This is a genomic window from Curtobacterium sp. ODYSSEY 48 V2 (assembly GCF_023712625.1).
GTDB lineage: Bacteria > Actinomycetota > Actinomycetes > Actinomycetales > Microbacteriaceae > Curtobacterium.
In genome coordinates, this window is the sequence record NZ_JAMAXX010000001.1 from 50,366 (window position 1) to 73,268 (window position 22,903).

Consider the following 22,903-nt stretch of genomic DNA (forward strand, 5'->3'; position numbering starts at 1 on the left):
TCCGTGCGGTGGTGGTGTACTTGAGTCTACTGCACTCAACTTACGAGCGCAGCGGTGCATTCCGGATCCCGACCGCGCTGACGACGGCTCCGGCGGCGAGCAGCAGCGCCATCACGACCATCGCGCGGTGCAACCCGTCGACGCTCACCCCGCCACCCAGGACGACGCCCGCCAGGGCCACCGTCACCAGCCCGGCGATGCGGGCGACCGCGTTGTTCACGGCGGACCCGGCACCGGCCTCCGCCTGCGGCACCGATCCGAGGACGGCACTCGTCAACGGCGTCACCATGGTCGCGATCCCCGCGCCGATCAGCACGAGCCCGGGCAGCACCGACCACCAGTAGCCCGCCGGGTCGTCGCCGGCGAGCAGCATCAGCAGCGCGCCGACCGCGGCCACGGCTGGCCCGGCAGCCATGAACCACCGTGGACCGTACCGGCCGGAGAACGAACCGACCGTGGTGGACAGCGCCAGGAGCATCAGCGTCGGCGGCAACGTCGCGAGTCCGGCGACCCACGCGGGGAAGTCCCACACCTCCTGCAGGAACAGGGTCACGACGAAGAACACCATCCCGAGCGCCCCGTAGATCGAGAGCGTCGCCAGGTTGCCGACCGTGAAGTTGCGCGCGCGGAACAGCTCCAGCGGCACCAGGGGCGAGCCGGCGGTCCGGGTCACGCGGAGCTCCCACGGCACGAAGGCCACGAGGGACGCCGCGCCGAGCACGAGCGCGGCGACGACGACCGGCGCGCCCCACCCGAGGCGCTCCTGCTCGATCAGGCCGAGGACGACACCGCCGACCCCGACCACGGCGAGCACCGCGCCGATCACGTCCACCCGCGGACGGTCGCCGGTGACCACGTCGCCGGAGATCCGCCGGACCAGGGGGATGGTCACCGCGATCGGCACGGCCGTCACCACGAAGATCCAGCGCCAGCCGATGCCGTCGACGATCAGCCCGCCGACGACCGGCCCGAGGATGGACGCGGCGCTCGACCAGGCCGTCCACGACCCGATCGCCTTCGCCTGCGCGGCGCCCCGGAACGCCGCGACGATGAGCGCCAGGGCGCTCGGGGTCACGAGCGCCCCACCGACACCCTGGAACGCCCGGGCGACGACCAGGACCTCGCCCGTCGGCGCGATCGCGCACACCACCGAGGCGACGCCGAAGACGACCAGGCCCCACCGGATGATCCGGACCCGGCCGAACAGGTCCGAGAGGGAGCCGGCGACCAGGATCAACGAGCCGAGCGTGACCAGGTAGGCGTCGACGGTCCACTGCTGCACGACGAGACCACCACCGAGCTCCCGGCGGATCGCGGGCAGGGCGACGTTGACGACGCTCGAGTCGAGCCCGACGACGAAGGACGCGAGGATCGCGACCAGGAGGACCACCCGGCGGTCGTCACGGAGCGGGGCCGTTGCGGCCGGAGCGGTCATGCGCCCCATCCTCCTCGTCGGAGTGATCCGGCGACCGGTTGCGCCGACGAAACAGCGCGCTCGCGAGCATCGTCGACATGCAACATGTCAACGCCCCCACTCGTCCACGTCTCGCCGGCCTCGACGCCGCTCGCGGGCTCGCCGTCCTCGGCATGTTCGCCGCCCACGTCGGAGCGGCGGACACGCTCTTCGACTGGACGGATCCGTCGAGCTGGCCCGACCTCGTGAACGGTCGCTCCTCGGTCCTGTTCGCGCTCTGCGCCGGGGCCTCCCTGGTCCTGCTCACCACAGGTCCGGGGCCGGCCGGTCGGGTCCGCGACCGACGGCACGTCCTCGCCCGTGCCGCGACGCTCCTGGCGATCGGCGGGCTCCTGACCCTGGTGCCCGGAGGCGTGCTCGTCATCCTGCCGACCTACGCCGTGCTGTTCGTCGCCGCGCTGCCGTTCCTGCGGCTCCGGCTCCGCTGGGTCGTCCTCGCCGCCGTGCTCGCCCTCGTGGTCGGTCCCGTGCTCGCCCTCGTCGGACAGGCCGTCGTCGAGATGACCGGCGGCAGCAGCACCGCGGGGCTGCTCTTCACCGGGTACCCCGCCGTGTCGTGGTTCGGGGTCGTCCTCGCGGGCGTGCTCGTGGCTCGACTCGGGCTCGACCGCGCCGACGTCCTGCGCCGGGTGCTCCTGGTGGGTGTCGGGCTCGCCGCGACCGGGTACGGAGCCGGAGCCGCGATCGGCACCGCACTCGGCATCACGGGACCGGTCGGGACGATGATCCCCGTCGGCGGAGGCGGGGACAGCGGCAGCGGCAGCGGCTCCGCGCCGGTGGCGCCCGCCGTCCCGGAGGGCGGCCCCGGCATCGTCGCCCAGAACCCGACCTTCCCGCGGATCGACTGGGCACGCCTGCTCGACGTCACCCCGCACGCCGGGTCGACCTTCGAGCTCGTCGGAGCCCTCGGCATCGCCCTCGCGGTGCTGGCTGCGCTCGGGCTCCTCGGTCGGTACGCCCCGACGGTCCTGCTCCCGCTCAGCGCCGTCGGCCGTCTCGCGCTGACGCTCTACTGCGCGCACGTCCTGGCCGTCGGCGTCTGGTCGCGATCGGGCGAACCGGACCCGCTGCCGGCACTCGGCGGGTGGGGACCCTTCGTCGTCCTCCTCGTGGCCGCCGTCGTCGCCGCACTGCTCGTCCACCGCTCCGGTCGTCGGGGTCCCCTCGAGGCGCTCACCCGACGTGCCGCCCGAGCACTCGACGATCCACCGACCACGACGTCCTGACGTCGACCAGGACCAGGGCCGGAGCAGGACGTCGCCCGAACGCCGAAGCCCCCGCGACCAGAGTGGTCGCGGGGGCTGCCGACAGGACGGGGCTGGGTGTCCTAGTTCTTGGGCTCGGCGGTCGAGTGCACGTCGGGCTGCACCGAGGGGCCGGGGTTGACGACGGGCTGCGCGGTCGGCTGCGCCGTGTTCTGCACGGTCGGACCGGTCGTCGCCGTGTTCACGGTGCCGTCTTCGTTCTTCTTCTTGTCGTCGCCCATCTCCTTCTTGAAGATGTTGATCGACTGGCCCAGGCCCTTGGCGAGCGCCGGGAGCTTGGTCGCACCGAACAGCAGGATGATGATCCCGAGGATGATCAGCAGGTGGATCCCCGTCAGGTTTCCGAGCATCATGTCTCCTTGTTCTGGGTCTGGCGACGCCCGTCCGGTCATCGTCGACCGGGAGGGCGGAAGTCCGTCGTCCGATCATCGTAACCCGCACCCGACCGGAAGCCCAGGCGGGAGCGGGAACGGACACCGTTCGCACAGGCTGCACCGGACGACATGGCAGCACCCCCGGAGGCCGCTGCTCTCCGGGGGTGCGCCGTTCCGGCCGCGGGTCAAGGCGCGGCCGGCGTCGGTGGGGCGGCTAGTAGGCGCCGCGGGACCGCAGGACGGACGGGATCGTCCTGGCGAGGATCACGAGGTCGTGCACGAACGACCAGTTCTCGACGTAGTGCAGGTCGAGCCGCACGCCCTCGACCCAGTCGAGGTCGGACCGACCACTGACCTGCCACAGTCCGGTCATGCCGGGCGTGACGAGCAGGCGCCGGTCGGCGAAGTCCTCGTACACCGCGACCTCACTCGGCAGCGCGGGGCGGGGGCCGACGAGGCTCATCGACCCGGCGAGGACGTTCCACAGCTGCGGCAGCTCGTCGAGCGACGTCCGACGAAGGAACGCACCGACCCGCGTCACCCGAGGATCTCGCTGGAGCTTGAACAGGGGCCCCGAGCCCTCGTTGGCAGCGTCGAGTTCGGCGATCCGGGCCTCGGCGTCGACGCACATCGTGCGGAACTTCAGGATGGAGAACTCCTGCCCGCCCCGGCCGACCCGGCGCTGCCGGAAGAACACCGGGCCTCCGTCGTCGAGCCGGATGACGACGGCGATCGCCGCGAGCAGCGGCGCGAGCACGACCAGGCCGACGGCGGACCCGACCACGTCGAGCAGACGCTTGCCCCGACGGCACCCGTAGTCGGGCGTCTCCACGTGCATCAGCGGCAAGCCGTCCACGGGTCGCTCGTGGACACGACCCGACGCGATGTCGGCCAGCGGCGAGGAGACGACGAGTTCGACGCCGCGCTCCTCGAGCTGCCAGCCGAGACGACGCAGCCGCTCGTGCCCGCCGCGGATCGCACCGGTGACCACGACGGCGGCGACCCCGGTCGACGTCGCGACGTCGAGCACGTCGTCGATCCCGCCGACGACCTGCGAGGCGTCATCGCCGAGGGAGACCTCCGTGCCGACCTCGGCGCAGTCCGTGACGACGGCCGCGACCCGGTAGCCCGCGGCGGGGGCTGCGGCGATGCGTCGTCCGACGTACCGGACGTCGTCCAGGTCACCGACGAGCAGGACGTCGAGCAGCTGCCGCCCCTGGACCCGGCGCCGGGCGATGACCGTGCGGACGGCCTTGCGCCCGAGCGCGAGCAGGACCAGGCCGAGCGGGAACGCGATCGCCACGTACCCCCGCGCGATGTCGAGACGGACCGCGTAGGCGATCACGGCGACTGCTGCGGCGGCGGCGAGGCTCGCGGTCACGAGCCGTCGGTACTCCTCACCACCGACGCCGGCGATGCGGGGGTCGCGCGTCCGGAAGCCGGAGAGCAGGGCAGTCCAGAGCAGGATGATCGCGGGGGCCGTCACGACCTCGGTCCAGCCGGGGCTGGTCGTGAGGGAGGGCCCCTCCCACGGGAACCGGAGGGCGTGCGCGACGCCGAACGCGACGACGAGCAGCCCGAGGTCGAGCGCGCCGACGACGAGCGAGAACCGGTGCGATGCTCCCGCAGGGACACCTCGTCGAGGCGTGCTCGTCATCGGCCGACGCACTGCGAGAGACATCCAGCACCTCCGGACGATGGCCGGCAGGGGCGTTCCGTGCCGGGTCCGGTGACACCGGACCCGGCCAGTATATCAGTGCAGAGTGTGAGGTGTCGTGGGCAGCACAGCGTCCGTGAGCGACCAGAGCGCCGCGCCCTCCGTCAGGCGAGCAGCCTCGGCGTCGGACAGCCCGCGGACCCGGAAGCCCACGCGCTCCCCCGGCAGCAGCGTCATGAAACCGCGGTCGACGGTGCCGGTCGGAGCGATGCGGTCCGGCTGGACGAGCAGGTCCCGCACGAGCGACTCGGCCTCGACCACCAGGTCGTGTCCGTCACCGTCGGCCGCGGGGGCGACCGTCGTGCCGTACCGCGCCGGCTCCCACTGCACGTCCTTGTCCGGTGCGGCGGTCCAGACCGCACGACGCCAGTCCATGTCCGCCACCACGAGCTCGCGGGTCGGGTCGTCGAGGACGCCGACTGACTCGGGCAGGTCGATGACGGCGACACCGGCCTCCGCCAGTCGCACGGGCAGCGTGACCTCCGCCAGGATCCTGCCGGACACGTGCATGCGCCGGACACGTACCACGCTGTCGCGACCGCCACGGGAGGAGCGCACCGCGATCTCGACGGGCGAGTGCCCGAACGACCCGGGCGACACCCCGAGCGACAGCGTGTCCGCCAGTCCACCGGACCCGACCGTCCCGTCCCCGTGAGCCGACGGCGCGTCGTGGTCCGCGCCTCCAGGCCGGTCTCCGGACGACGTCGGAACCGCGTCGTCGTCAGCGGACGGACGCACGACGGGCCGGATCGCCAGCAGGACGTCGTCGTACAGCCGACGCAGCTCGTGGGCGAGCGGCTTGAGCCGCCCCGCGGAGTCGATCGCGGACCACGACGCCACCGGCCACAGGTCGTTGAGCTGCCAGACGACGACCCCGGTGTTCCGCGGCCAGTGCGTCCGCCAGTGCTCGACGCCGGTCGCGACGGCCCGCGTCTGCTGCAGCTGCGTCAGGTAGTGCCAGCGGTCGAACTCGGCCGGATCGACGACGCCGAAGCGCGGCTCGATCCCCCGTGCCAGCTTGCCCATGCCGTCGTCGGCCTTCTGGTGGTGCACGACACCGGGCGAGTCCACGCGCAGCGGCTCGTCCGTGACCGCGTCGCGGAGGGTGCGCCAGGCGGGCGGTGCCTGCCACCCGAACTCGGACACGAACCGCGGGACGGAGTCGCGGTAGTGGTCGTCGGACAGCCGGTTCCAGACGTCCCACGAGTGGTGCGTCTCGTGGTCGACGTCGTTCGCGGGCAGGGTCTCGGAACCCGACCAGGGCGAGGCGACCGTGTAGAAGCGCGACGGGTCGACCGCGTCGACGATCGTCGGGAGGAGGTCGAGGTAGTAGTCGAGCCCCCAGCCGCGGTCACCGAGCTCCTCGGCCCAGCCGTCCGCGTCGTGCAACCAGATGTTCTCGTTGTTGCCGTTCCAGACCACGAGCGACGGGTGGCCGGCCAGGCGTGCGACGTTGTCCCGGGCCTCGGCGACGACCTCGCTGCGGATCGGCTCGATCTCGGGGTAGGCCGCGCAGGCGAACGCGAAGTCCTGCCAGACGAGCAGGCCGAGCTCGTCGCAGACGTCGTAGAAGTCGTCGGACTCGTAGACCCCGCCGCCCCACACACGGACGAGGTTCACGCCGAGGTCCGCGGCGACGCCGAGCCGGTCCGCGGTCCGCGCGCGGTCCACCCGCGACACGATGACGTCGTCCGGGATCCAGTTCACGCCGCGGACGTCGATGACGGTGCTGTTCACCACGACGGTGAAGGGCTTGCCGATCGCGTCGTCCGCGGTGTCGATCCGGGCCGAGCGGAAGCCCGTCTTCGCCGTCCGACGGTCCAGGACCTCGCCGTCGACGGTCTGCAGCTCGACGGTCACGTCGTACCGGGGCTGCTCGCCGTAGCCGCGCGGCCACCAGCGCCGCACCTCGGGCACGCGCACCGTGACGACGGTCTCGTCGTCCTTCGGGGTCAGCTGCGCCCGGGAGCGCTGTCGGGTCGTCCCGCCGTCCACGGTCGGGCCGGCGACCGTGACGACGAGCACGAGGTCGTCGTCCTCACCGTCCTGGTCGAGGTCGTTCATCCCGGACCGCTCGACCCGCACGTGCGCGTCGAGGACGCCCTCGCCGGCCTCGACGTCGACCAGCGGCTTCACCTCGGCGAGCCGCGCCGTCGACCAGCGCTCGATCGCGACCGGACGCCACGGACCGCTCGTCACCGCGGTCAGGCCCCAGTCCCAGCCGAAGTTCGAGGCCTGCTTGCGGATGTACGGGAACGGTTCGTCGTACGGTCCCGGCATCGAGCCGGCGCGTGCGGCGGCCCGGCCGGCCTCGCGGTACGGCGACTCGAAGAGCAGCTCGAGCTCGCGGTCGCCCGCGGCACCCGGCACGTCGTTGAGGTCGAACCGGTACCGCCGGTGCATGTTGCGGGTGGTGCCGACGACCACGCCGTCGAGGCTCAGCTCGGCGACCGTGTCGAGCCCCTCGCACACCAGGTCGACGCGCTCGTGCCCCCGAGGTGCGACGTCCACCGTCCGCCGGTAGGCCCAGTCGGCCCGGCCGACCCACTTCGCGCCGTCCTCGTTGCGGTCGAACGTCGGGTCCGCGACGAGTCCCTCGCGTTCGAGGTCCGTGTGCACCTGACCCGGCACCGTGGCGGGGATCGTGCGACCCGTGATCCCGGCCGGTGCCCCGGTCGGCACCTGGTCGCCGGCGATCGCCACGGTCCAGTCGTCGCGGAGTTCCTCGCGCTCGAGGGTCATGCGGGTCCTTTGCTGGGCGGACGGGGAGGGCGGACAGGACCCGGCGGCGGCTCGTGGCCGCCCCGGCACCGTGACACCGGCCGGCGGTCGTGCCCGTGGTCGCGTGAGCGGCCGGGAGGCACGGCACCGGTCGCCCAGGCGTCGTCGCGTCCGCGCGCGCGGACGAGTGCTCGTCGCGCGCGGGGGTGCTCGGCGATGCTAGTACGTCGACCTTGCCGGCGACCACGTCCGCGACGACGGACCGCGCGACGCGTCCTGACGGCGTCGGACCCCGTCGGGTCGCGTCCGCCCTCCGGCCCTGCGTGGCAGGGTGGTGCGGTGATCACCGTCGAACTCGCCCGGTCGCTGCGCGACGCCGGACTCCGCTGGCACCCGGGGACGGGCGACCGGTTCGTGATCGACAAGCCCGGGGTCGACGACGACGTCTACACCGTCTCCGAGATGACGGTGGAGCGGCACGACCACCCCAGCGGCACCTCGCTCGGCTTCAACGGCACGACGGAGTGGGCGCTCGACTCGGTCGAGGCGTCCGAGTCGCTCTGGCTCCCGCGGGAGGACCAGCTGCGCGACCTGCTCGGACCGGCGTTCGTGTCGCTCGCCGCCGGGTTCGTCGTCACGGCGACGATCGACGGGGTCGCCCGGGAGTTCCGCAGCGACGACCCGGCCGAGGCGTACGGGGACGCCCTGCTCGCGTACATCACGGCCGCGCTCGCCTGAGCGGTCCGGTTCCCGCGCGCAGCGCGCCCGACTGAGTGTTGCCGGAATGCCTCCTGGGGGCGCTTTGGTTGCATGGTGACATGACCGTTCCGAACATCACCCTGAACGACGGCAAGACCATCCCGCAGCTCGGCTTCGGTGTCTTCCAGATCGATCCTTCCGACACGAAGGAGGCGACCCTCACCGCGCTCGAGGTCGGCTACCGCCACATCGACACCGCCGAGATGTACGGCAACGAGAAGGAGGTCGGCGAGGCCATCGAGGCGTCCGGCATCCCGCGCGACGAGATCTTCGTCACGTCGAAGCTCAACAACGGCTTCCACGACCCGGCCCTCGCCGCCGAGAACGGCAAGAAGTCGGCCGACCTGCTCGGCGGGTACACCGACCTCTTCCTCATCCACTGGCCGCTGCCGACGGTGTCGGACTTCGTGCCGACCTGGAAGGCGATGGAGGAGCTCTACCACGCCGGCACCGCCCGCTCGATCGGCGTGAGCAACTTCCAGGCGCACCACCTCAACCGCCTGGCCGCCGAGACGACGATCACCCCGGCCGTCAACCAGATCGAGGTGCACCCGTACCTCGTGCAGGACGAGCTCCGCGCCTACGGCACCGAGCACGGCATCGCGACCGAGGCCTGGTCCCCGATCGCTCAGGGCCTCGTGCTCGACGACGAGACCATCACCCGTATCGCCGGCGCCACGGGCAAGACCCCGGCGCAGGTCGTCCTCCGCTGGCACATCCAGCGCGGCGACATCGTCTTCCCGAAGTCGGTCACGCGCTCGCGGGTCGAGGAGAACTTCGCGATCTTCGACTTCGAGCTCTCCGACGACGACATGACGGCGATCACGTCGCTCGACAAGGGCCACCGCACGGGCCCGGACCCCGACACGTTCGACTACGTCCCCGCCTGATCCGAGGTCACGTCGACGAAGCGCCCCGCCACCGGCGGGGCGCTTCGTCGTGCACGGGGTATCGCTCACACCCGGAATAGTTTCAGTATGCGAAATACAACATGGGTGCTCGTCCGCGCTGTCACTGGCACGGATCCCACCGAAAGGAACCCATGCGCAAGATCACCCGTGCCGCCACCGGGGCGGCACTCGGACTCGTCCTCACCTCGTCGGGTTTCGTCGTCGCGACGGCCGCCAACGCGGCACCCGACCTCCCGACGATCCCGGGCGCGACGCACGAGCGACCCATCGCCGACAGCTTCACCGGCATCAACGAGGTCCAGGGGGCGCGGAGCACCGGCGAGCGCGACGGGCTCAGCGTCTTCGAAGCGAGCCGCGCGACCCCGTCCGTCGCGGTCACGAGCTCGGTCTCGAAGGGCTCGCTCAAGGTCGTCGACCAGCAGGGCCACCTGCTCTGCACCGGGCACAACACCCCGGCGAACCAGCACCTGTACACCTGCGACCTCGCCGTCCTGCCGTCGGGTCCGCAGGTCATCACCGCCGCGGTCGTCAAGGCGGACGGGCACCACAGTGCTCCGGACCAGGCGCAGCTCGACGCCTACGCCGCCGACCCGGTCGTCTCGTCCGTCGACCGGAAGGGCGACGACCTGGTCGTCCGCGGCACCGCGAACCGCGACGTGCGCGTCGAGGCATCGCTCGACCGGGGGTCGATCGTGGCGAGCGCCCCGACCGGCGCCGACGGCCGCTTCGAGATCACGATCCCGGGCGGTGCCGCAGCCGAGCAGGCCGCGCTCCGCGCCGTGAACGACGTGATCCCGGCCAGCACCCCGAACCACGACCTGTTCGCCGTGAGCAACTGGGCCCCGGTCGACACCGGCAGCACGCAGCCCGGCAACGGCGAGCAGCCCGGCGACGGCCAGCAGGGCGGCGGCGAGCAGCCGGGTGCCGGTCAGGGCGACGGCCAGCAGGGCGGCGGCGAGCAGGGCGGCGGGGAGCAGCCCGGCGAGGGGCAGTCCCCGGTCGAGGCCGTGACGAACCTGCACGACGGCGACGAGGTCCGCACCTCGCAGCCGACGTTCGAGGGCACCGCCCGCCCCGGCGGCTCGGTGAGCATCGGCGGCATCACCGGCCCGGCGCTCGGCGTCGCCACCGCCGACGAGCACGGGCACTGGTCCACGAAGCTCGAGGGCTCCCTCTACAAGGGCGAGAACCGGGTCGTCGTCCGCTTCCAGCAGGCGAACGGCGACTGGGTCGAGCGCCAGCGACTCGACATCACCTACACGCCGAAGTCCTCGACGTTCGAGCCGGCCCTGGCGAGCGGATCGACCGTCCACGAGGCGCGACCCGCGATCTCCGGCTCCGGCGTCCGTGCCTACAGCACGGTGGACCTGGAGGACGCGAACGGCCGCACCTACGCGTCGGGGCGTGCGAACGCCGACGGCGAGTTCACGCTGGCCTTCTCCCGCGACCTGCGTGAGGGCGAGAACGACCTGCACTTCCTCTTCGAGAGCCGTACGGGCGCCTGGACCAGCTCGGACTACGTCCTCACGTACTCGGCGCCCGGCGAGGGCACCGAGCAGCCCGGCGACGGCAGCGGCACCGAGCAGCCCGGCGAGGGCACCGAGCAGCCCGGCGACGGCAGCGGCACCGAGGAGCCCGGCGACGGCAGCGGCACCGAGGAGCCGGGTGACGGCGCGTCCGACACCGCGTTCGCCGTCGACTCGACCCGCATCAGCGACAGCCAGGTCGCCGTGGACGTCCTCGGCCCGAAGGGCACCGAGGTGACCGTCGCGGCCAACGGCAAGACCAAGACGGTGACCCTCGGCGACGAGGAAGCGGCGCAGGTCGTCGTGACCGCTCCGAAGAAGCTCACCACGGTCGTCACCGCGACCGCGACGATCGACGGCGAGCAGGTCGAGCGCACGCTCACGATCGGCAACGGCGACCACGCCGCCGACCAGCTCGAGGCCCAGGTCACGAGCACCAGCGCCCTCTTCGGCACCGCGCAGATCACCGTGTGGGGCCTCCCCACCGGCATCGCCGGCCTGCAGGCCCACGAGGGCGAGCAGCAGCTCGCCGCGGGCGCGATCAAGGCCGACGGCGAGGGCAAGCTCTCCCTGTCCGGTCTCGCGAAGGGTGACCACGTGATCACCGTGACCGCCGGCGGCAAGCAGACCCAGGTGTCCGTGCACATCTGAGCCCGACCGCTCGCGCACGACGGCCCCGTCACCACGGTGACGGGGCCGTCGTCGTCCCCGCCTCAGTCGGCCCGGCGCGAGGCCGTCACCGTGAACTTCGCGGTCCGGACGACCTGTCGGGTCGGTCCGACGAGCCGCTCGAGCATGGGTCGGTACCGCAGGTGCGAGTTCCAGACGCACCACAGTTCACCGCCGGCCTGGAGGATCGTGGCCGCGTTGCGGAACATCGCCTCGGCCGCGTCGGTGCTCACCGTGGTGCCCTCGTGGAAGGGCGGGTTGCAGAGCACGAGCTTCGCAGACCCCTCGTCGAGCTCGTCGCCCGCGTCCGACCGGACGACCGTCACCCGGTCCGCGACGCCGTTCGCCACCGCCGTCGCCCGCGTCGACGCCACGGCGATCGCCGAGACGTCGGTCGCGACCACCTTGACGGCCGGGCGGCGGCGCGCCAGAGCAGTCGCGATGACGCCGTTCCCGCACCCGAGGTCGACGGCGACCCGCGCCGACGGGACGGCGTCGTCCATGACGTCGAGCAGCACCCGGGTGCCCTGGTCGAGCGACGTCCCCGCGAAGACGCCGCCGTGCGCGACGAGCGTCATCCCGAGCTCGTCGACGTGCACGGACCGCGGCCAGGGGTTCGTCGCGTCCGCGCGCACCGCCGTCGCACGGAGCGGGTCCTGCGCGATGAGCAGCCGCGACTTGCCGCGACCCCGTGACGCGGTGACCTCGCCGAAGTACCGGCGCAGGACGTCGTTCTGCGACAGGTTCATGTGCTTCGAGACCCCGCCGCAGAGCAGGACCACGTCGGGCGCCGCCCAGCGGGCGACGGCGCGTGCGAGTTCGTCGAGCCGGTCGTTCGACTTCGACAGCCGGAGGAGCACCAGGCGGACGTCGCGGAAGGCCTGCTCGAGCGTCTCGGTCAGCACGAAGCCGCTCCGGCCGAAGGTGCCGGCGTTCGCCTGCAGCGCCCGCACCCCGACGAGCGAGTCCTGCACGACCCGGACGCCCGACGCGCCGTGCACGGTCATGGCTCCGAGGGTCAGCACCCCGTACCGGTCGTCGACGACGGCGACCTCACCGGGCTGCCGGAGCGCGTCCCCGTGCACGTGCGGTGCCTCGTCGAGCATGAAGCGGTCGGTGCCGTCGATCGCGACGAGGTCGGGCTCGTCGCTGACCGGGGAGCGCCGGAAGTGGTCGGCGAAGTCGAATGGCACGGCCCCAGGGTACTCAGACGACGGTGCGGAGCCGCGCCGGTGCGCACGGCAGCGGTATATCACCGGTGCCGGTGGTATCCCAAGCCCCTACGCTCGGAGGAGACCGTTGCGCGACGAGCAACGGCAGGACGAGCGAGAGGGGCCGATGTTCGCTTCGCCAGACGCCGGCCGGCGTCCCCGCCTGCGGGACCAGGCGCGGGAACGCCTGCGGACCGAGATCATGAGCGGGGCGCTCGCCCCGGGGACCCTGCTCGACGACGAACAGCTCGCGCTCCGGCTCCGGTGCTCCCGGACGCCCGTGCGAGAGGCACTGTCGGACCTCGGGCACCTCGGTCTCGTCGAGTTCCGGCCGAACCGGTACACGCGCGTCACGGTCCCGCGCCGCGACGAACTCATCCCGACGCTGCAGACGCTCGGACTGCTCTTCGGGGGCGTCGTCCGCACCACGATCGGCGACCTCGGGGACCGCGACCGCGCCGCGCTCTTCCGGCGCATCGGGCTCGTGCTCGACTGCATGGCGATGCCCACGTGGCAGTGGGGTTCGGACGCGATCACCCCGGTCTACCGGACCTTCCTCGCGGCGTGCGACAACCCCCTCCTCGTGGCGGCCCTGAGCGGGACCCTCGACGGCCTGACGTACCGCCTGCGGCACGACGACATCCGGAGCGCGCTGCCCTGGGAACACATCCGGAACGGTCTCGTCGCGCTCCGCGTCGCGGTCGACTGCCGCGACGGACGCCTCGCGGAGCGGGCGACCTGGACGGTCCACCTGCTCCCCGACCCCGACCGTGGGCGGTCTTGACATGTGCGCGTCCTGCGTCCGCTCGGTCATCGACACGGTCCGGGCGCACCGTCCTGGTCGCTGCTCGTCCGAGGACGACCGCCCCTCGCTCCCCCGGTGCACCGCGGTCGACGGCGTGCGTCGCGACCTCTTCGACCCGCCGGTCGACTGACCTCAGCGCTGGGGGCGGTACAGCACCACCGCCGTGTTCCGCTGCGGTCGCATGCCCGCGCGCAGCGGGACTGCAGCGCCGGTCGTCGTCGCCGCGAAGACACGGGCGCCCGGGCGCGCGATGAGCTGATCGGCGAGCGCCCGCTCCAGCTCGCGCACGCGATCGCGGAGCACCTGGTTCTCGTTCTCGAGGTCGAGCACCCGTCGAATCCCCTCCAACGACACCCCCTCGGAACCGAGCCGCGCGATCTCGCGCAACTGCGCGACGTCGCGCATCGAGTAGCGGCGCGAGCCGCCGCGGGTGCGGCCCGGCACGACCAGGCCGAGCCGGTCGTACTGCCGCAGCGTCTGCGGGTGCATCTCGGCGAGCTCCGCCGCCACCGCGATCGCGAAGACGGGCGAGTTCTCGTCCATGTCGGTCATGGCTGGTTCCTTTCCGTCGTCCGCGTGGTCCGGAAACCAGTCTGGAGGCCCGGTGACGGTTCCTGACGGAGCCGCACCGAGCCTCCAGACCGGTTCACTGCTGTGGCTGCGCAGCGCTAGCCGCGCGCCTTGGCGAGGAGGTCCTCGCGGGGGTCCTCGTCGGGCAGGACTGCGCGGAGGGCCTCGACGGCCTCGCGCTGCTTGTCCGACAGGTGCGACGGCACCGCGACCTGCACGGTGGCGAGCAGGTCGCCGGTCCCGCTCTTGGTCGTGACCCCGCGGCCCTTGACGCGCAGGACACGGCCCGACGGCGTACCCGGGGCGACCTTGAGCTTGACGGGCTCACCGCCGAGCGTCGGCACCTGGATCGTCGCGCCGAGCGCCGCCTCGACGAACGTCACGGGGACGTCCACCCGGAGGTGCTGAGCGTCCCGCTCGAAGACCGGGTGCTTGCGGACGGAGACGCTGACGACCAGGTCGCCGGCCTCTCCGCCGTCCGGACTCGGCTCGCCGCGCCCGCGCAGGCGGATCTTCTGCCCGTCGGCGACGCCCGCGGGGATGCGGACGTTCACCGGCCGGCCGTTGCCCTGCGCGAGCTTGACGGTGTCACCGGCGATGGCGGTGGTGAAGTCGAGCGTCGTCGACGCCGTGACGTCGCGCCCCTTGGTCGGACCGCCGAACCCGCGGAAGCCTCCGGACGACTGCCCGAAGCCCTGACCGCCGCCGAACATCCCGCCGAGGATGTCCTCGAAGCCGCCGGCGCCGCCGCGAGCACCGCCCTGGCCGAAGCGCACACGCTGCCCGCCCTGCTGGCCGAACATCCCGCCGAAGACGTCCTCGAACCCGCCGCCCTGGCCCGGGCCACCCGCGGTGAAGCGGGCACCCGAGCCCATGGCACGGACCTGGTCGTACTCGGCGCGCTGCTCCTTGTCGGAGAGCACCGAGTAGGCCTCGCTGATCTCCTTGAAGCGGGACTCGGCGGCAGCGTCACCCGGGTTGGAGTCCGGGTGGTACTGCCGGGCGAGCTTCCGGTAGGTCTTCTTCAGCTCAGCGTCGCTCGCCGTCTTGTCGACGCCGAGGACCTTGTAGAAGTCCTTGTCGAACCAGTCCTGACTGGCCATGAATCCCTACCTCCTTCCCGAGCCTCAGGCGGGGACCGCGACGGCGACCTTGGCCGCGCGGAGCACGCGGTCGCCGAGCTTGTAGCCCGGCTCCACGACGTCCGCCACGGTCTGGTCGGTCGCACCCGGCGTCGGCAGCTGCACGATCGCCTCGTGCACGTTCGGGTCGAAGAGCTCGCCCTTCTCGCCGATCTGCACCAGCTTGAACTTCTCGAAGCCACCGCGGATCTTCTGCCCGATGACCTGCATGGGGCCCTCGGTCAGGTCGCCGTGGGCCTCGGCGCGGGTCAGGTCGTCGAGGGCCGGCAGCAGGGCGCGGACGACCTCGGCGATGGCGGCGTCGCGGTTCGCCTCACGGTCGCGCTCGACGCGCTTCCGGAAGTTCACCAGCTCGGCCTGCGCGCGGAGCATGTCCGCCCGCATCTCTGCGACGAGGTCGCGGTCCTCGCTGCTCAGCTTGTCCTCGGCGATTCCGCGGGCGGCGTCGTCGAGGAGCGCCTGGTCCTCCGGCGAGAGGTCCGTGGGGACCTCGACGTCGGGGCCCTCGGCCTCGATCAGGTCCTCGGCGCCGTCGACGTCAGCCGTCGCGCCGTCCTCCGACCCGTCGGGGTGACCGGCGCCTGCGGAGCCGGCGGGCCCGGCGGAACCGTCCGCCGGGCCGCGCCCTGCCTGCGCACCGTCAGCCGAGCCTCCAGGCAGGTTCTCGTCCTGCGGGTCCGGGTTCTTGGTGTCGTCAGCCATGCGTTACTTCTTGTCCTTGTCGTCCTCGTCGTCCACGACCTCGGCGTCGACGATGTCCTCGTCGTCCTGCTGGGGCTGGTCGGCGGTCGGCTGCTCGCCACCGGCCGCGGCGCCCGCGTCCTGCTGCGAGTAGATGGCCTGGCCGAGCTTGCCCTGCGACTCGTTGAGCTTGTCGAACGCGGTCTTCACGGCCTCGTCGTCGTCACCCGCGAGGGCCGACTTGAGGGAGTCGACGTCGGCCTGCACCTCGGACTTGACGTCCGCGGGGAGCTTGTCGTCGTTCTCCTTGATGAGCTTCTCGATCGAGTAGACGAGCTGCTCGGCCTGGTTGCGACGCTCGTTCGCCTCACGACGGGCCTTGTCCTCGGCGGCGTGCTCCTCGGCCTCGCGGACCATGCGCTCGATGTCCTCCTTCGGCAGCGACGAGCCGCCGGAGATGACCATCGACTGCTCCTTGCCGGTGCCCTTGTCCTTCGCGGACACGTGCACGATGCCGTTGGCGTCGATGTCGAACGTGACCTCGACCTGCGGCACACCGCGGGGAGCCGGTGCGATGCCGGTGAGCTCGAAGGTGCCGAGCGGCTTGTTGTCGCGGGTGAACTCGCGCTCGCCCTGGAAGACCTGGATCGCGACCGACGGCTGGTTGTCGTCGGCGGTCGTGAAGGTCTCGCTGCGCTTCGTCGGGATCGCCGTGTTGCGGTCGATGAGCTTCGTCATCAGGCCGCCCTTGGTCTCGATGCCGAGCGAGAGCGGCGTGACGTCGATGAGCAGGACGTCCTTGCGCTCACCCTTCAGGACACCGGCCTGCAGTGCGGCGCCGACGGCGACGACCTCGTCCGGGTTGACGCCCTGGTTCGGCGACTTGCCACCGGTCAGGCTCTTGACGACCTCGGCCACGGCGGGCATGCGGGTCGAGCCACCGACGAGCACCACGTGCGCGATGTCGTTGACCGAGACACCGGCCTCCTTGATGACGTCGTTGAAGGGCTTCTTGGTGCGGTCGAGCAGGTCGGAGGTCATCTGCTCGAACTGCGCGCGCGAGATGGTCTCGTCGAGGTTCAGCGGGCCCTCGGCGGTGAGCGTCAGGTACGGGAGCTGGATGTTCGCCGACATCTGCGACGACAGCTCCTTCTTGGCCTGCTCCGCCGCTTCCTTCAGGCGCTGCTTCGCGATCTTGTCGGTCGACAGGTCGACGCCGTGCTCGCTCTTGAACTTCTTGACGAGGTGGTCGACGATGCGCTGGTCCCAGTCGTCACCGCCGAGGCGGTTGTCGCCCGAGGTCGCACGGACCTGGATCGTGGAGAAGTCGTCGTCCTTGCCCACCTCGAGCAGGGAGACGTCGAACGTGCCGCCACCGAGGTCGAAGACCAGGATGAGCTCGTCCTCCTTGCCCTTGTCGAGGCCGTAGGCAAGCGCCGCAGCGGTCGGCTCGTTGATGATGCGGAGGACGTTGAGGCCGGCGATCTCACCGGCGTCCTTCGTGGCCTGGCGCTCGGCGTCGTTGAAGTACGCCGGCACGGTGATGACCGCGTCGGTGACGTCCTCACCGAGGTACTGCTCGGCGTCGCGCTTGAGCTTGCCGAGGGTACGGGCCGAGATCTCCTGCGGCGTGTAGCTCTTGCCGTCGATGTCGACCTTCCAGTCGGTCCCGATGTGGCGCTTCACGGAGGCGATGGTGCGGTCGACGTTCGTGACGGCCTGGCGCTTCGCGGTCTCGCCGACCAGGACCTCGCCGTCCTTCGTGAAGGCGACGATCGACGGCGTGGTGCGGAGCCCCTCGGCGTTCGCGATGACGGTGGGCTCGCCACCCTCGAGCACGCTGACGACCGAGTTGGTGGTTCCGAGGTCGATGCCTACTGCACGTCCCATGTTGTGGTGCTCCTTCGGTTGGGTTCGTGGTCTTGCTGAAGCCTACGCGGAGTTGCGTCCGCTGCACTCAAGTTTACTCGGGTATGGGGGTACGTCAAGTCCATCGGCCCGAAGTTGAGTCCAATGGGCGCAAGCCCGCCGTAGTCATCGCACTCGGCAGAACCTCAGGAACATGGCTGATATTTCTTATGTCCTATGACCAGTGCCCGGCGCTGTCCTGCGCGCGTGGCCTCGATCCGAAAGACATCTCTTCACATGAAGTCATTCCTCCGGAGGGCCGTCGCGACCGGCGTCGCCCTCTCGTCCCTCGCCGTCGGCGTCACCGTCGTCGCGCCTGCACATGCTGCGACGCGCGCAGAGAGCGCGCCTCGTGTCAAGCTCCTCTTCCAAAGCGGTTCGAGCATCGTCACGCCCAGCCAGCGAGCGGCAGGTAACGCAACGGAAACGTTCTACAAGAGCTACGCAAGCCTGCAGCAAGCTCTTGAACAGGCGCCGGCTTTCGACGCCCTGCTCACGGCGAACGGTTATCGGCTGAGAGCGGACGGCGGGTATTGCCTTGGCAGGTTCACGAATACCTCGGCATCCGGTCGGACGCAAACGGTACTTGGCCCACATGTAAACTGCGCGAGCGCACCCAGTTGGCATCTCGAGGACGGTAAACTCGTGAGTGACTCGGGTTTGGTCATCGGTTCGCCCACCAGCAGTTATGCGCCGCCAGTTCCCGGTTACACAAGCTGGACGAATCGATGGCTGAGCTACTCTGGCACAGGACTTGACTTTGTTGGCGACCCGACGCTGATCTCGCTGTCTTCCACGATCTCGTTCCCGGATGTGCCGGTCGCCGCGCCGGGGACGACGACGGGCTGGATCGACGGATCGGTCTCGAAGAACACCAAGGGTGAACTCGAGCTGAAGGCTCCCGCGGGCACCACGATCATCGAAGCGCGCGGCCTCGGCGTCGGAAACGGCTCGACCATCACCGGCCAGATCCGCAACGGCGGCCAGAGCGCATTCTTCTCCGGCGACAACACCTGGGCCGACGACTACCGCAAGATCCAGCTCAAGCTGCGCGTGAACGACGACGCAGCAGCCGACTCGACCCTGAACGGCGGCACCGCCACCATCAAGACGGCGGGGACGGACACGGTCGTCGGCGAGGGCTCGTTCGCGGCCAAGACCGGCTCGAAGGTCGCCTTCGACGTCCCCGCGACGCCCGCCGGGCAGACCACCGACTGGATCTCCGGCACGATGTCGTCCTCGGCCTCGCGACAGGGCGACGTCACGCTCCACGCCCCCGCCGGCACCAAGTTCGCCGCCGTCCGCGGCGGCGGCGGCAAGGGCAGCTTCGTCAACGGCACCGTCTCGGCGGACGGCACGACCGCGACCATCGAGAAGGACAACACCTTCTCGAACAGCTTCCGCAAGATCCAGTTCAAGCTCCAGATCCTCGACGACCAGAAGGCCGGCGACACCCTCACCGGCGGAACCGCCGACATCATTACGAGCGACACCAAGCAGATCGTCGCCCACGGCACCTTCTCCGCCACCGTCGCCGTCCAGAACGGCGGCGTCACCGCGGCTGCCTCGGACAGCACGGCGCTGGTTCGTGGTGGGACGGTCGACGTGCCGTTCAGCACGGAGGCGACGACCAAGTACACCGAGCTGAAGGCCTCGGTCGAGCTGACCGCGCCGTCCGGCACGACGTTCGCGGCGGGCTCCACGCTCAAGGGGCAGTGGCGCAAGAACAACAGCGAGGCCTGGCGCGACAGCGACTCGCTCGCCCTCAGCGTCACCAAGGTCGACGGCGAAAAGCTCACCGGCACCTTCGACAGCTCGTCGTCCTACTTCGTGCAGGAGCAGGGCTACCAGCTCCGCTGGCTGGCTCCGGTGAAGGCCGATGGCGAGACGCCCGACGGGGCCGGGACCCTCGGTTACAAGATCACCGGCTCGACCAACCACGGCGCAGTCGCGATCGACGCGACCTCGCCGGTGACCACGCCAGTCAGCCGCTCCACGATCACGTTCCCGAAGGTGCCGGTCGCGGCGCCGGGGACGACGACGGACTGGATCGACGGATCGATCTCGAAGAACACCAAGGGTGAGCTCGAGCTGAAGGCTCCCGCGGGCACGACGATCGTCGAAGCACGCGGCGAGGGTGTCGGCAACGGCTCGACCATCACGGGGCAGGTCAGCAGCGACGGCCAGAGTGCGTTCTTCAAGGGCGACAACACCTGGGCCGATGACTACCGCAAGATCCAGCTCAAGCTGCGCGTGAACGACGACGCAGCAGCCGACTCGACCCTGAACGGCGGCACCGCCACCATCAAGACGGCGGGGACGGACACGGTCGTCGGCGAGGGCTCGTTCGCGGCCAAGACCGGCTCGAAGGTCGCCTTCGACGTCCCCGCGACGCCCGCCGGGCAGACCACCGACTGGGTCTCCGGCACGATGTCGTCCTCGGCCTCGCGTCAGGGTGAGGTCACGCTCCACGCCCCTGCCGGGACCAAGTTCGCCGCCGTCCGCGGTGGCGACGGCAAGGGCAGCACCGTCGGCGGCACCGTGTCGGCAGACGGCACGACCGCGACCATCAGCGGCGACAACACCTGGTCGAACTCCTTCCGCAAGATCCAGTTCAAGCTCCAGATCCTCGACGGCCAGAAGGCCGGCGACACCCTCACCGGCGGAACCGTCGACGTCATCCCCGCGAAGACCGAGCAGGTCATCGCGCACGGCACCTTCTCCGCCACCGTCGCCGAACCGGTCATCGAGAACGGCGGCATCGCATCGACGGCGCTCGGGTTCGACACCGAGGTGAAGGTCGGTGAGCAGCAGGACGTGTTCGCGGGCCTGGAGGCCACCGCGGACCTGACGTCGCTCACGGGCACCACGTTCGAGGTCACGGCTCCGGCCGGCACGAAGTTCGTCGCGGGTACCGCGAAGGCCCAGACCTCCGCCGACGGCTCGACCTGGCAGACGGACAGCCGGTCTTCCGCGACCGTGCAGGTCAAGGACGATGGTGCGAAGGCCACCGTCACGGTGAGCACGGCTGCCGGCTGGACGCTTGCCAAGGGTACGAAGACCCGCTGGAGCCTGCCGATCGAAGGCGTGACGCCGGGTACCGGTGACGCGACCTTCACCGTCTCCGGCTCGAGCGACCACGGCGCCTTCACGGCATCCGGGAGCTCCTCGGTGACCGTGACCAAGCCGGCCGGGGTGTCCCGCCCCTTCTCGGTGCAGAGCCCGGAGGACAACAGCGCCACCGCGAACCGCACGCCGTACTTCATGGGCTGGGGTACCGCAGAGTCGACCGTCCGGATCCAGGACGGCGTCGGCGGGCCGGAGATCGGCAGCGCCACCGTGGACGACAACGGCTGGTGGGGCAAGGTCAGCACGGCCACCCTGCGTGACGGCGTGCACACCTTCGTGATCACGCAGACGAAGCCCGGCGGCGAGACCGAGACGATCACGCGGACCGTCACCATCGACTCGATCCGCGACCTGACGATCGACTCCCCGGTCGACGGGAGCACGGCCTGGTACCCGAACCCGGCCCTCATCGGCTGGGGCACCCCGGGCGGTCACGTGACGATCACGGACGAGAACGACAACGTCCTCGGCAGCGAGGACATCAACTCCGAGGGCTGGTTCGGCGTGACGAGCGCGAAGGCGCTGGCGAACGGGCAGCACACGCTGACGTTCACCCAGACCGCGAACGGCGCGACGAACACCAAGACGGTCTCGATCACGATCGCGCACAAGCCCTTCCAGATCGACTCTCCTCAGGACGGCGGTTCGAGCTGGTGGCCGAACCCGTCGTACATCGGTTGGGCGACGCCGGGCGCTTGGGTCGACGTGTTCGACACCGACGGCACCACCCGTCTGGCGCACGTCCAGGCGAACGACGACGGTTGGTTCGGCATCGTGAGCGAGAAGGCGCTGTCCTACGACACGCACACGCTGCACTTCCGCCAGACGTTCAACGACGCCACGACGGAGACCTCTGTGCAGTACACGATCGCGGCTGACCCGCTGCGCATCGAGGCCCCGACCGACGGCTACACCAACTGGTGGCCGAAGCCGTCCTTCATCGGCTGGGCGACCCCGGGCGCGCAGGTCCGGATCACGGACACCGACGGCAGCGAGATCACCACGGTCACCGCGAACGGCGAAGGCTGGTTCGGTGAGATCAGCCCGAAGGACCTGACGGTCGGTGAGCACACGATCACCTTCACGCAGCTGCTGAACGACCGACCGGTCGGTGAGCAGCAGACCCGGACGATCACGATCACCGAGAACTGACGGTCACGACGAGAAGGCCCCCTCCGCACTGCGGAGGGGGCCTTCCCCGTGTCAGCGGCCGTTGCGGCGAGCCGTGCGGTCGCGCACCGACGAGGCGGACCAACGCAGCACCTCCAGGCCGTGCAACGCCGGACGGGAGGCGCGGTGCAGGTGGTCGACGAACGGTTGCGCCGGATCACCGGCGCGGGCCACGATCGCGCGGCGGTGCCGCTCGTTGGCCCACCAGTACTGCCACGAGGGGAACCTGCCACTGATCGTGTACTCGAGGACGACGTCGTCGTGCGGAAGGTACGCGCCGGGCGTCCAGCCACGCAGGAACAGGTCGAAGTCCTCCGCCACCCGGACCTGCTCGTCGTACCCACCGAGCGCCTCCCACCACGACCGCCGGAACGCGCACGCGGGGTGGTTGACCGCCATCCTGCCTCGGGCGAAGGCCTCGTCGACACCCTGCGGTGTTCCGGGCATCAGCGGCCATGGGCGCGTGCCCCCGGGGTGGACCCCGATCGAACGTCCGAACACGGCGACCGCGGACGGGTTGCCGTCGAGGGCGGCGACGTGCGCGGCGAGACGCCCGGAGAGCATCCGGTCGTCGGCGTCGAGGGGCACGATGACGGAGCCGCGGGCCGCCTCGATCGCGGCGTTCCGTGCAGCGGAGCGTCCGCGGTTCCCGTCCGACGACAGCACCTGGACCTCGGGACCGAACGACCGCGCGACGGCCGCGGTGCTGTCAGTCGACCCGTCGTCGACGACGAGCACCTCGAACGGCTCGTCGACACGTTGCGTCAAGCAGCTGGCGATGGCCCGCTGCAGGGTCGCCTGCGCGTTGTACGCAGCGATGACGATCGAGAGGCGGATCGGATCAGGAGGAATGGGGAGGCAACTCACTCTG

General features: G+C 71.0%; 16 protein-coding genes. 6 read left to right on the forward strand and 10 right to left on the reverse strand.

What is annotated here, in order from left to right; all coding sequences use genetic code 11:
- Positions 1-40 precede the first annotated feature (40 nt).
- Positions 41-1,435, reverse strand: coding sequence for an MFS transporter (locus tag M3666_RS00225; RefSeq protein ID WP_251154138.1), 1,395 nt, complete (start codon positions 1,433-1,435; stop codon positions 41-43).
- Positions 1,436-1,512: 77 nt separating this feature from the next.
- On the opposite strand from M3666_RS00225, the gene M3666_RS00230 reads away from it, so the two are divergent.
- Positions 1,513-2,700, forward strand: a complete 1,188-nt coding sequence (locus M3666_RS00230) for a heparan-alpha-glucosaminide N-acetyltransferase domain-containing protein (RefSeq protein WP_209684133.1) — start codon at positions 1,513-1,515, stop codon at positions 2,698-2,700.
- A gap of 101 nt (positions 2,701-2,801) precedes the next feature.
- Here M3666_RS00230 and tatA read toward each other — a convergent pair whose 3' ends face one another.
- From tatA to M3666_RS00245, 3 genes are all read right to left on the reverse strand, one after another.
- Positions 2,802-3,092, reverse strand: a complete 291-nt coding sequence (tatA, locus tag M3666_RS00235; protein ID WP_374109562.1) for a twin-arginine translocase TatA/TatE family subunit — start codon at positions 3,090-3,092, stop codon at positions 2,802-2,804.
- A 235-nt stretch (positions 3,093-3,327) separates the two neighbouring features.
- On the reverse strand, positions 3,328-4,770 hold the full coding sequence (locus M3666_RS00240; RefSeq protein ID WP_251154139.1) for a sugar transferase: 1,443 nt from the start codon (positions 4,768-4,770) through the stop codon (positions 3,328-3,330).
- A gap of 96 nt (positions 4,771-4,866) precedes the next feature.
- Complete coding sequence (locus tag M3666_RS00245) at positions 4,867-7,572, reverse strand: glycoside hydrolase family 2 protein (RefSeq protein WP_251154140.1); 2,706 nt, start codon at positions 7,570-7,572, stop codon at positions 4,867-4,869.
- A 318-nt stretch (positions 7,573-7,890) separates the two neighbouring features.
- Between M3666_RS00245 and M3666_RS00250 the strand changes: the two genes are divergently transcribed.
- The 3 genes from M3666_RS00250 (at position 7,891) to M3666_RS00260 (ending at position 11,398) form a co-directional block, all read left to right on the forward strand.
- Positions 7,891-8,289 (forward strand): pilus assembly protein CpaE, encoded by a 399-nt coding sequence (locus M3666_RS00250; RefSeq protein ID WP_251154141.1) that lies wholly within the window; start codon positions 7,891-7,893, stop codon positions 8,287-8,289.
- Between the two features lie 80 nt (positions 8,290-8,369).
- Entirely contained in the window at positions 8,370-9,200 is an 831-nt protein-coding gene (locus M3666_RS00255) for an aldo/keto reductase (RefSeq protein ID WP_251154142.1), read from the forward strand.
- A gap of 152 nt (positions 9,201-9,352) precedes the next feature.
- A complete protein-coding gene (locus M3666_RS00260) occupies positions 9,353-11,398 on the forward strand; it encodes a hypothetical protein (RefSeq protein WP_251154143.1) in 2,046 nt (681 codons plus the stop codon).
- A 62-nt stretch (positions 11,399-11,460) separates the two neighbouring features.
- On the opposite strand, the gene M3666_RS00265 is transcribed toward M3666_RS00260, so the two are convergent.
- On the reverse strand, positions 11,461-12,609 hold the full coding sequence (locus M3666_RS00265) for a class I SAM-dependent methyltransferase (RefSeq protein ID WP_251154144.1): 1,149 nt from the start codon (positions 12,607-12,609) through the stop codon (positions 11,461-11,463).
- Positions 12,610-12,754: 145 nt separating this feature from the next.
- On the opposite strand from M3666_RS00265, the gene M3666_RS00270 reads away from it, so the two are divergent.
- Positions 12,755-13,411 carry a GntR family transcriptional regulator gene (locus M3666_RS00270; RefSeq protein WP_066651959.1) on the forward strand — a complete coding sequence of 219 codons (657 nt, stop codon included), beginning with the start codon at positions 12,755-12,757 and terminating at the stop codon, positions 13,409-13,411.
- Positions 13,412-13,564: 153 nt separating this feature from the next.
- On the opposite strand, the gene M3666_RS00275 is transcribed toward M3666_RS00270, so the two are convergent.
- The 4 genes from M3666_RS00275 to dnaK all read right to left on the reverse strand — a co-directional run bounded on the left by M3666_RS00275 (position 13,565) and on the right by dnaK (position 17,715).
- Positions 13,565-13,975 (reverse strand): heat shock protein transcriptional repressor HspR, encoded by a 411-nt coding sequence (locus M3666_RS00275; RefSeq protein WP_251154407.1) that lies wholly within the window; start codon positions 13,973-13,975, stop codon positions 13,565-13,567.
- A gap of 125 nt (positions 13,976-14,100) precedes the next feature.
- Positions 14,101-15,105 carry a DnaJ C-terminal domain-containing protein gene (locus M3666_RS00280; RefSeq protein WP_251154145.1) on the reverse strand — a complete coding sequence of 335 codons (1,005 nt, stop codon included), beginning with the start codon at positions 15,103-15,105 and terminating at the stop codon, positions 14,101-14,103.
- 24 nt (positions 15,106-15,129) lie between these two features.
- A complete protein-coding gene (locus tag M3666_RS00285; protein ID WP_251154146.1) occupies positions 15,130-15,846 on the reverse strand; it encodes a nucleotide exchange factor GrpE in 717 nt (238 codons plus the stop codon).
- 3 nt (positions 15,847-15,849) lie between these two features.
- On the reverse strand, positions 15,850-17,715 hold the full coding sequence (gene dnaK, locus M3666_RS00290) for a molecular chaperone DnaK (RefSeq protein ID WP_251154147.1): 1,866 nt from the start codon (positions 17,713-17,715) through the stop codon (positions 15,850-15,852).
- A gap of 831 nt (positions 17,716-18,546) precedes the next feature.
- Between dnaK and M3666_RS16955 the strand changes: the two genes are divergently transcribed.
- Positions 18,547-22,014: an Ig-like domain-containing protein gene (locus M3666_RS16955; protein ID WP_251154148.1), complete on the forward strand. Its 3,468-nt coding sequence runs from the start codon at positions 18,547-18,549 to the stop codon at positions 22,012-22,014.
- Between the two features lie 51 nt (positions 22,015-22,065).
- Here M3666_RS16955 and M3666_RS00300 read toward each other — a convergent pair whose 3' ends face one another.
- On the reverse strand, positions 22,066-22,899 hold the full coding sequence (locus M3666_RS00300; protein ID WP_209684144.1) for a glycosyltransferase: 834 nt from the start codon (positions 22,897-22,899) through the stop codon (positions 22,066-22,068).
- Positions 22,900-22,903 lie beyond the last annotated feature (4 nt).

Excerpts from the sequence above, each read along its gene's own strand:
- M3666_RS00225 (WP_251154138.1), bottom strand. The coding sequence starts at position 1,435 with ATGACCGCTCCGGCCGCAACGGCCCCGCTCCGTGACGACCGCCGGGTG.
- M3666_RS00230 (WP_209684133.1), top strand. The coding sequence starts at position 1,513 with ATGCAACATGTCAACGCCCCCACTCGTCCACGTCTCGCCGGCCTCGAC.
- tatA (WP_374109562.1), bottom strand. The coding sequence starts at position 3,092 with ATGATGCTCGGAAACCTGACGGGGATCCACCTGCTGATCATCCTCGGG.
- M3666_RS00240 (WP_251154139.1), bottom strand. The coding sequence starts at position 4,770 with ATGACGAGCACGCCTCGACGAGGTGTCCCTGCGGGAGCATCGCACCGG.
- M3666_RS00245 (WP_251154140.1), bottom strand. The coding sequence starts at position 7,572 with ATGACCCTCGAGCGCGAGGAACTCCGCGACGACTGGACCGTGGCGATC.
- M3666_RS00255 (WP_251154142.1), top strand. The coding sequence starts at position 8,370 with ATGACCGTTCCGAACATCACCCTGAACGACGGCAAGACCATCCCGCAG.
- M3666_RS00260 (WP_251154143.1), top strand. The coding sequence starts at position 9,353 with ATGCGCAAGATCACCCGTGCCGCCACCGGGGCGGCACTCGGACTCGTC.
- M3666_RS00270 (WP_066651959.1), top strand. The coding sequence starts at position 12,755 with ATGTTCGCTTCGCCAGACGCCGGCCGGCGTCCCCGCCTGCGGGACCAG.
- M3666_RS00275 (WP_251154407.1), bottom strand. The coding sequence starts at position 13,975 with ATGGACGAGAACTCGCCCGTCTTCGCGATCGCGGTGGCGGCGGAGCTC.
- M3666_RS00280 (WP_251154145.1), bottom strand. The coding sequence starts at position 15,105 with ATGGCCAGTCAGGACTGGTTCGACAAGGACTTCTACAAGGTCCTCGGC.
- M3666_RS00285 (WP_251154146.1), bottom strand. The coding sequence starts at position 15,846 with ATGGCTGACGACACCAAGAACCCGGACCCGCAGGACGAGAACCTGCCT.
- dnaK (WP_251154147.1), bottom strand. The coding sequence starts at position 17,715 with ATGGGACGTGCAGTAGGCATCGACCTCGGAACCACCAACTCGGTCGTC.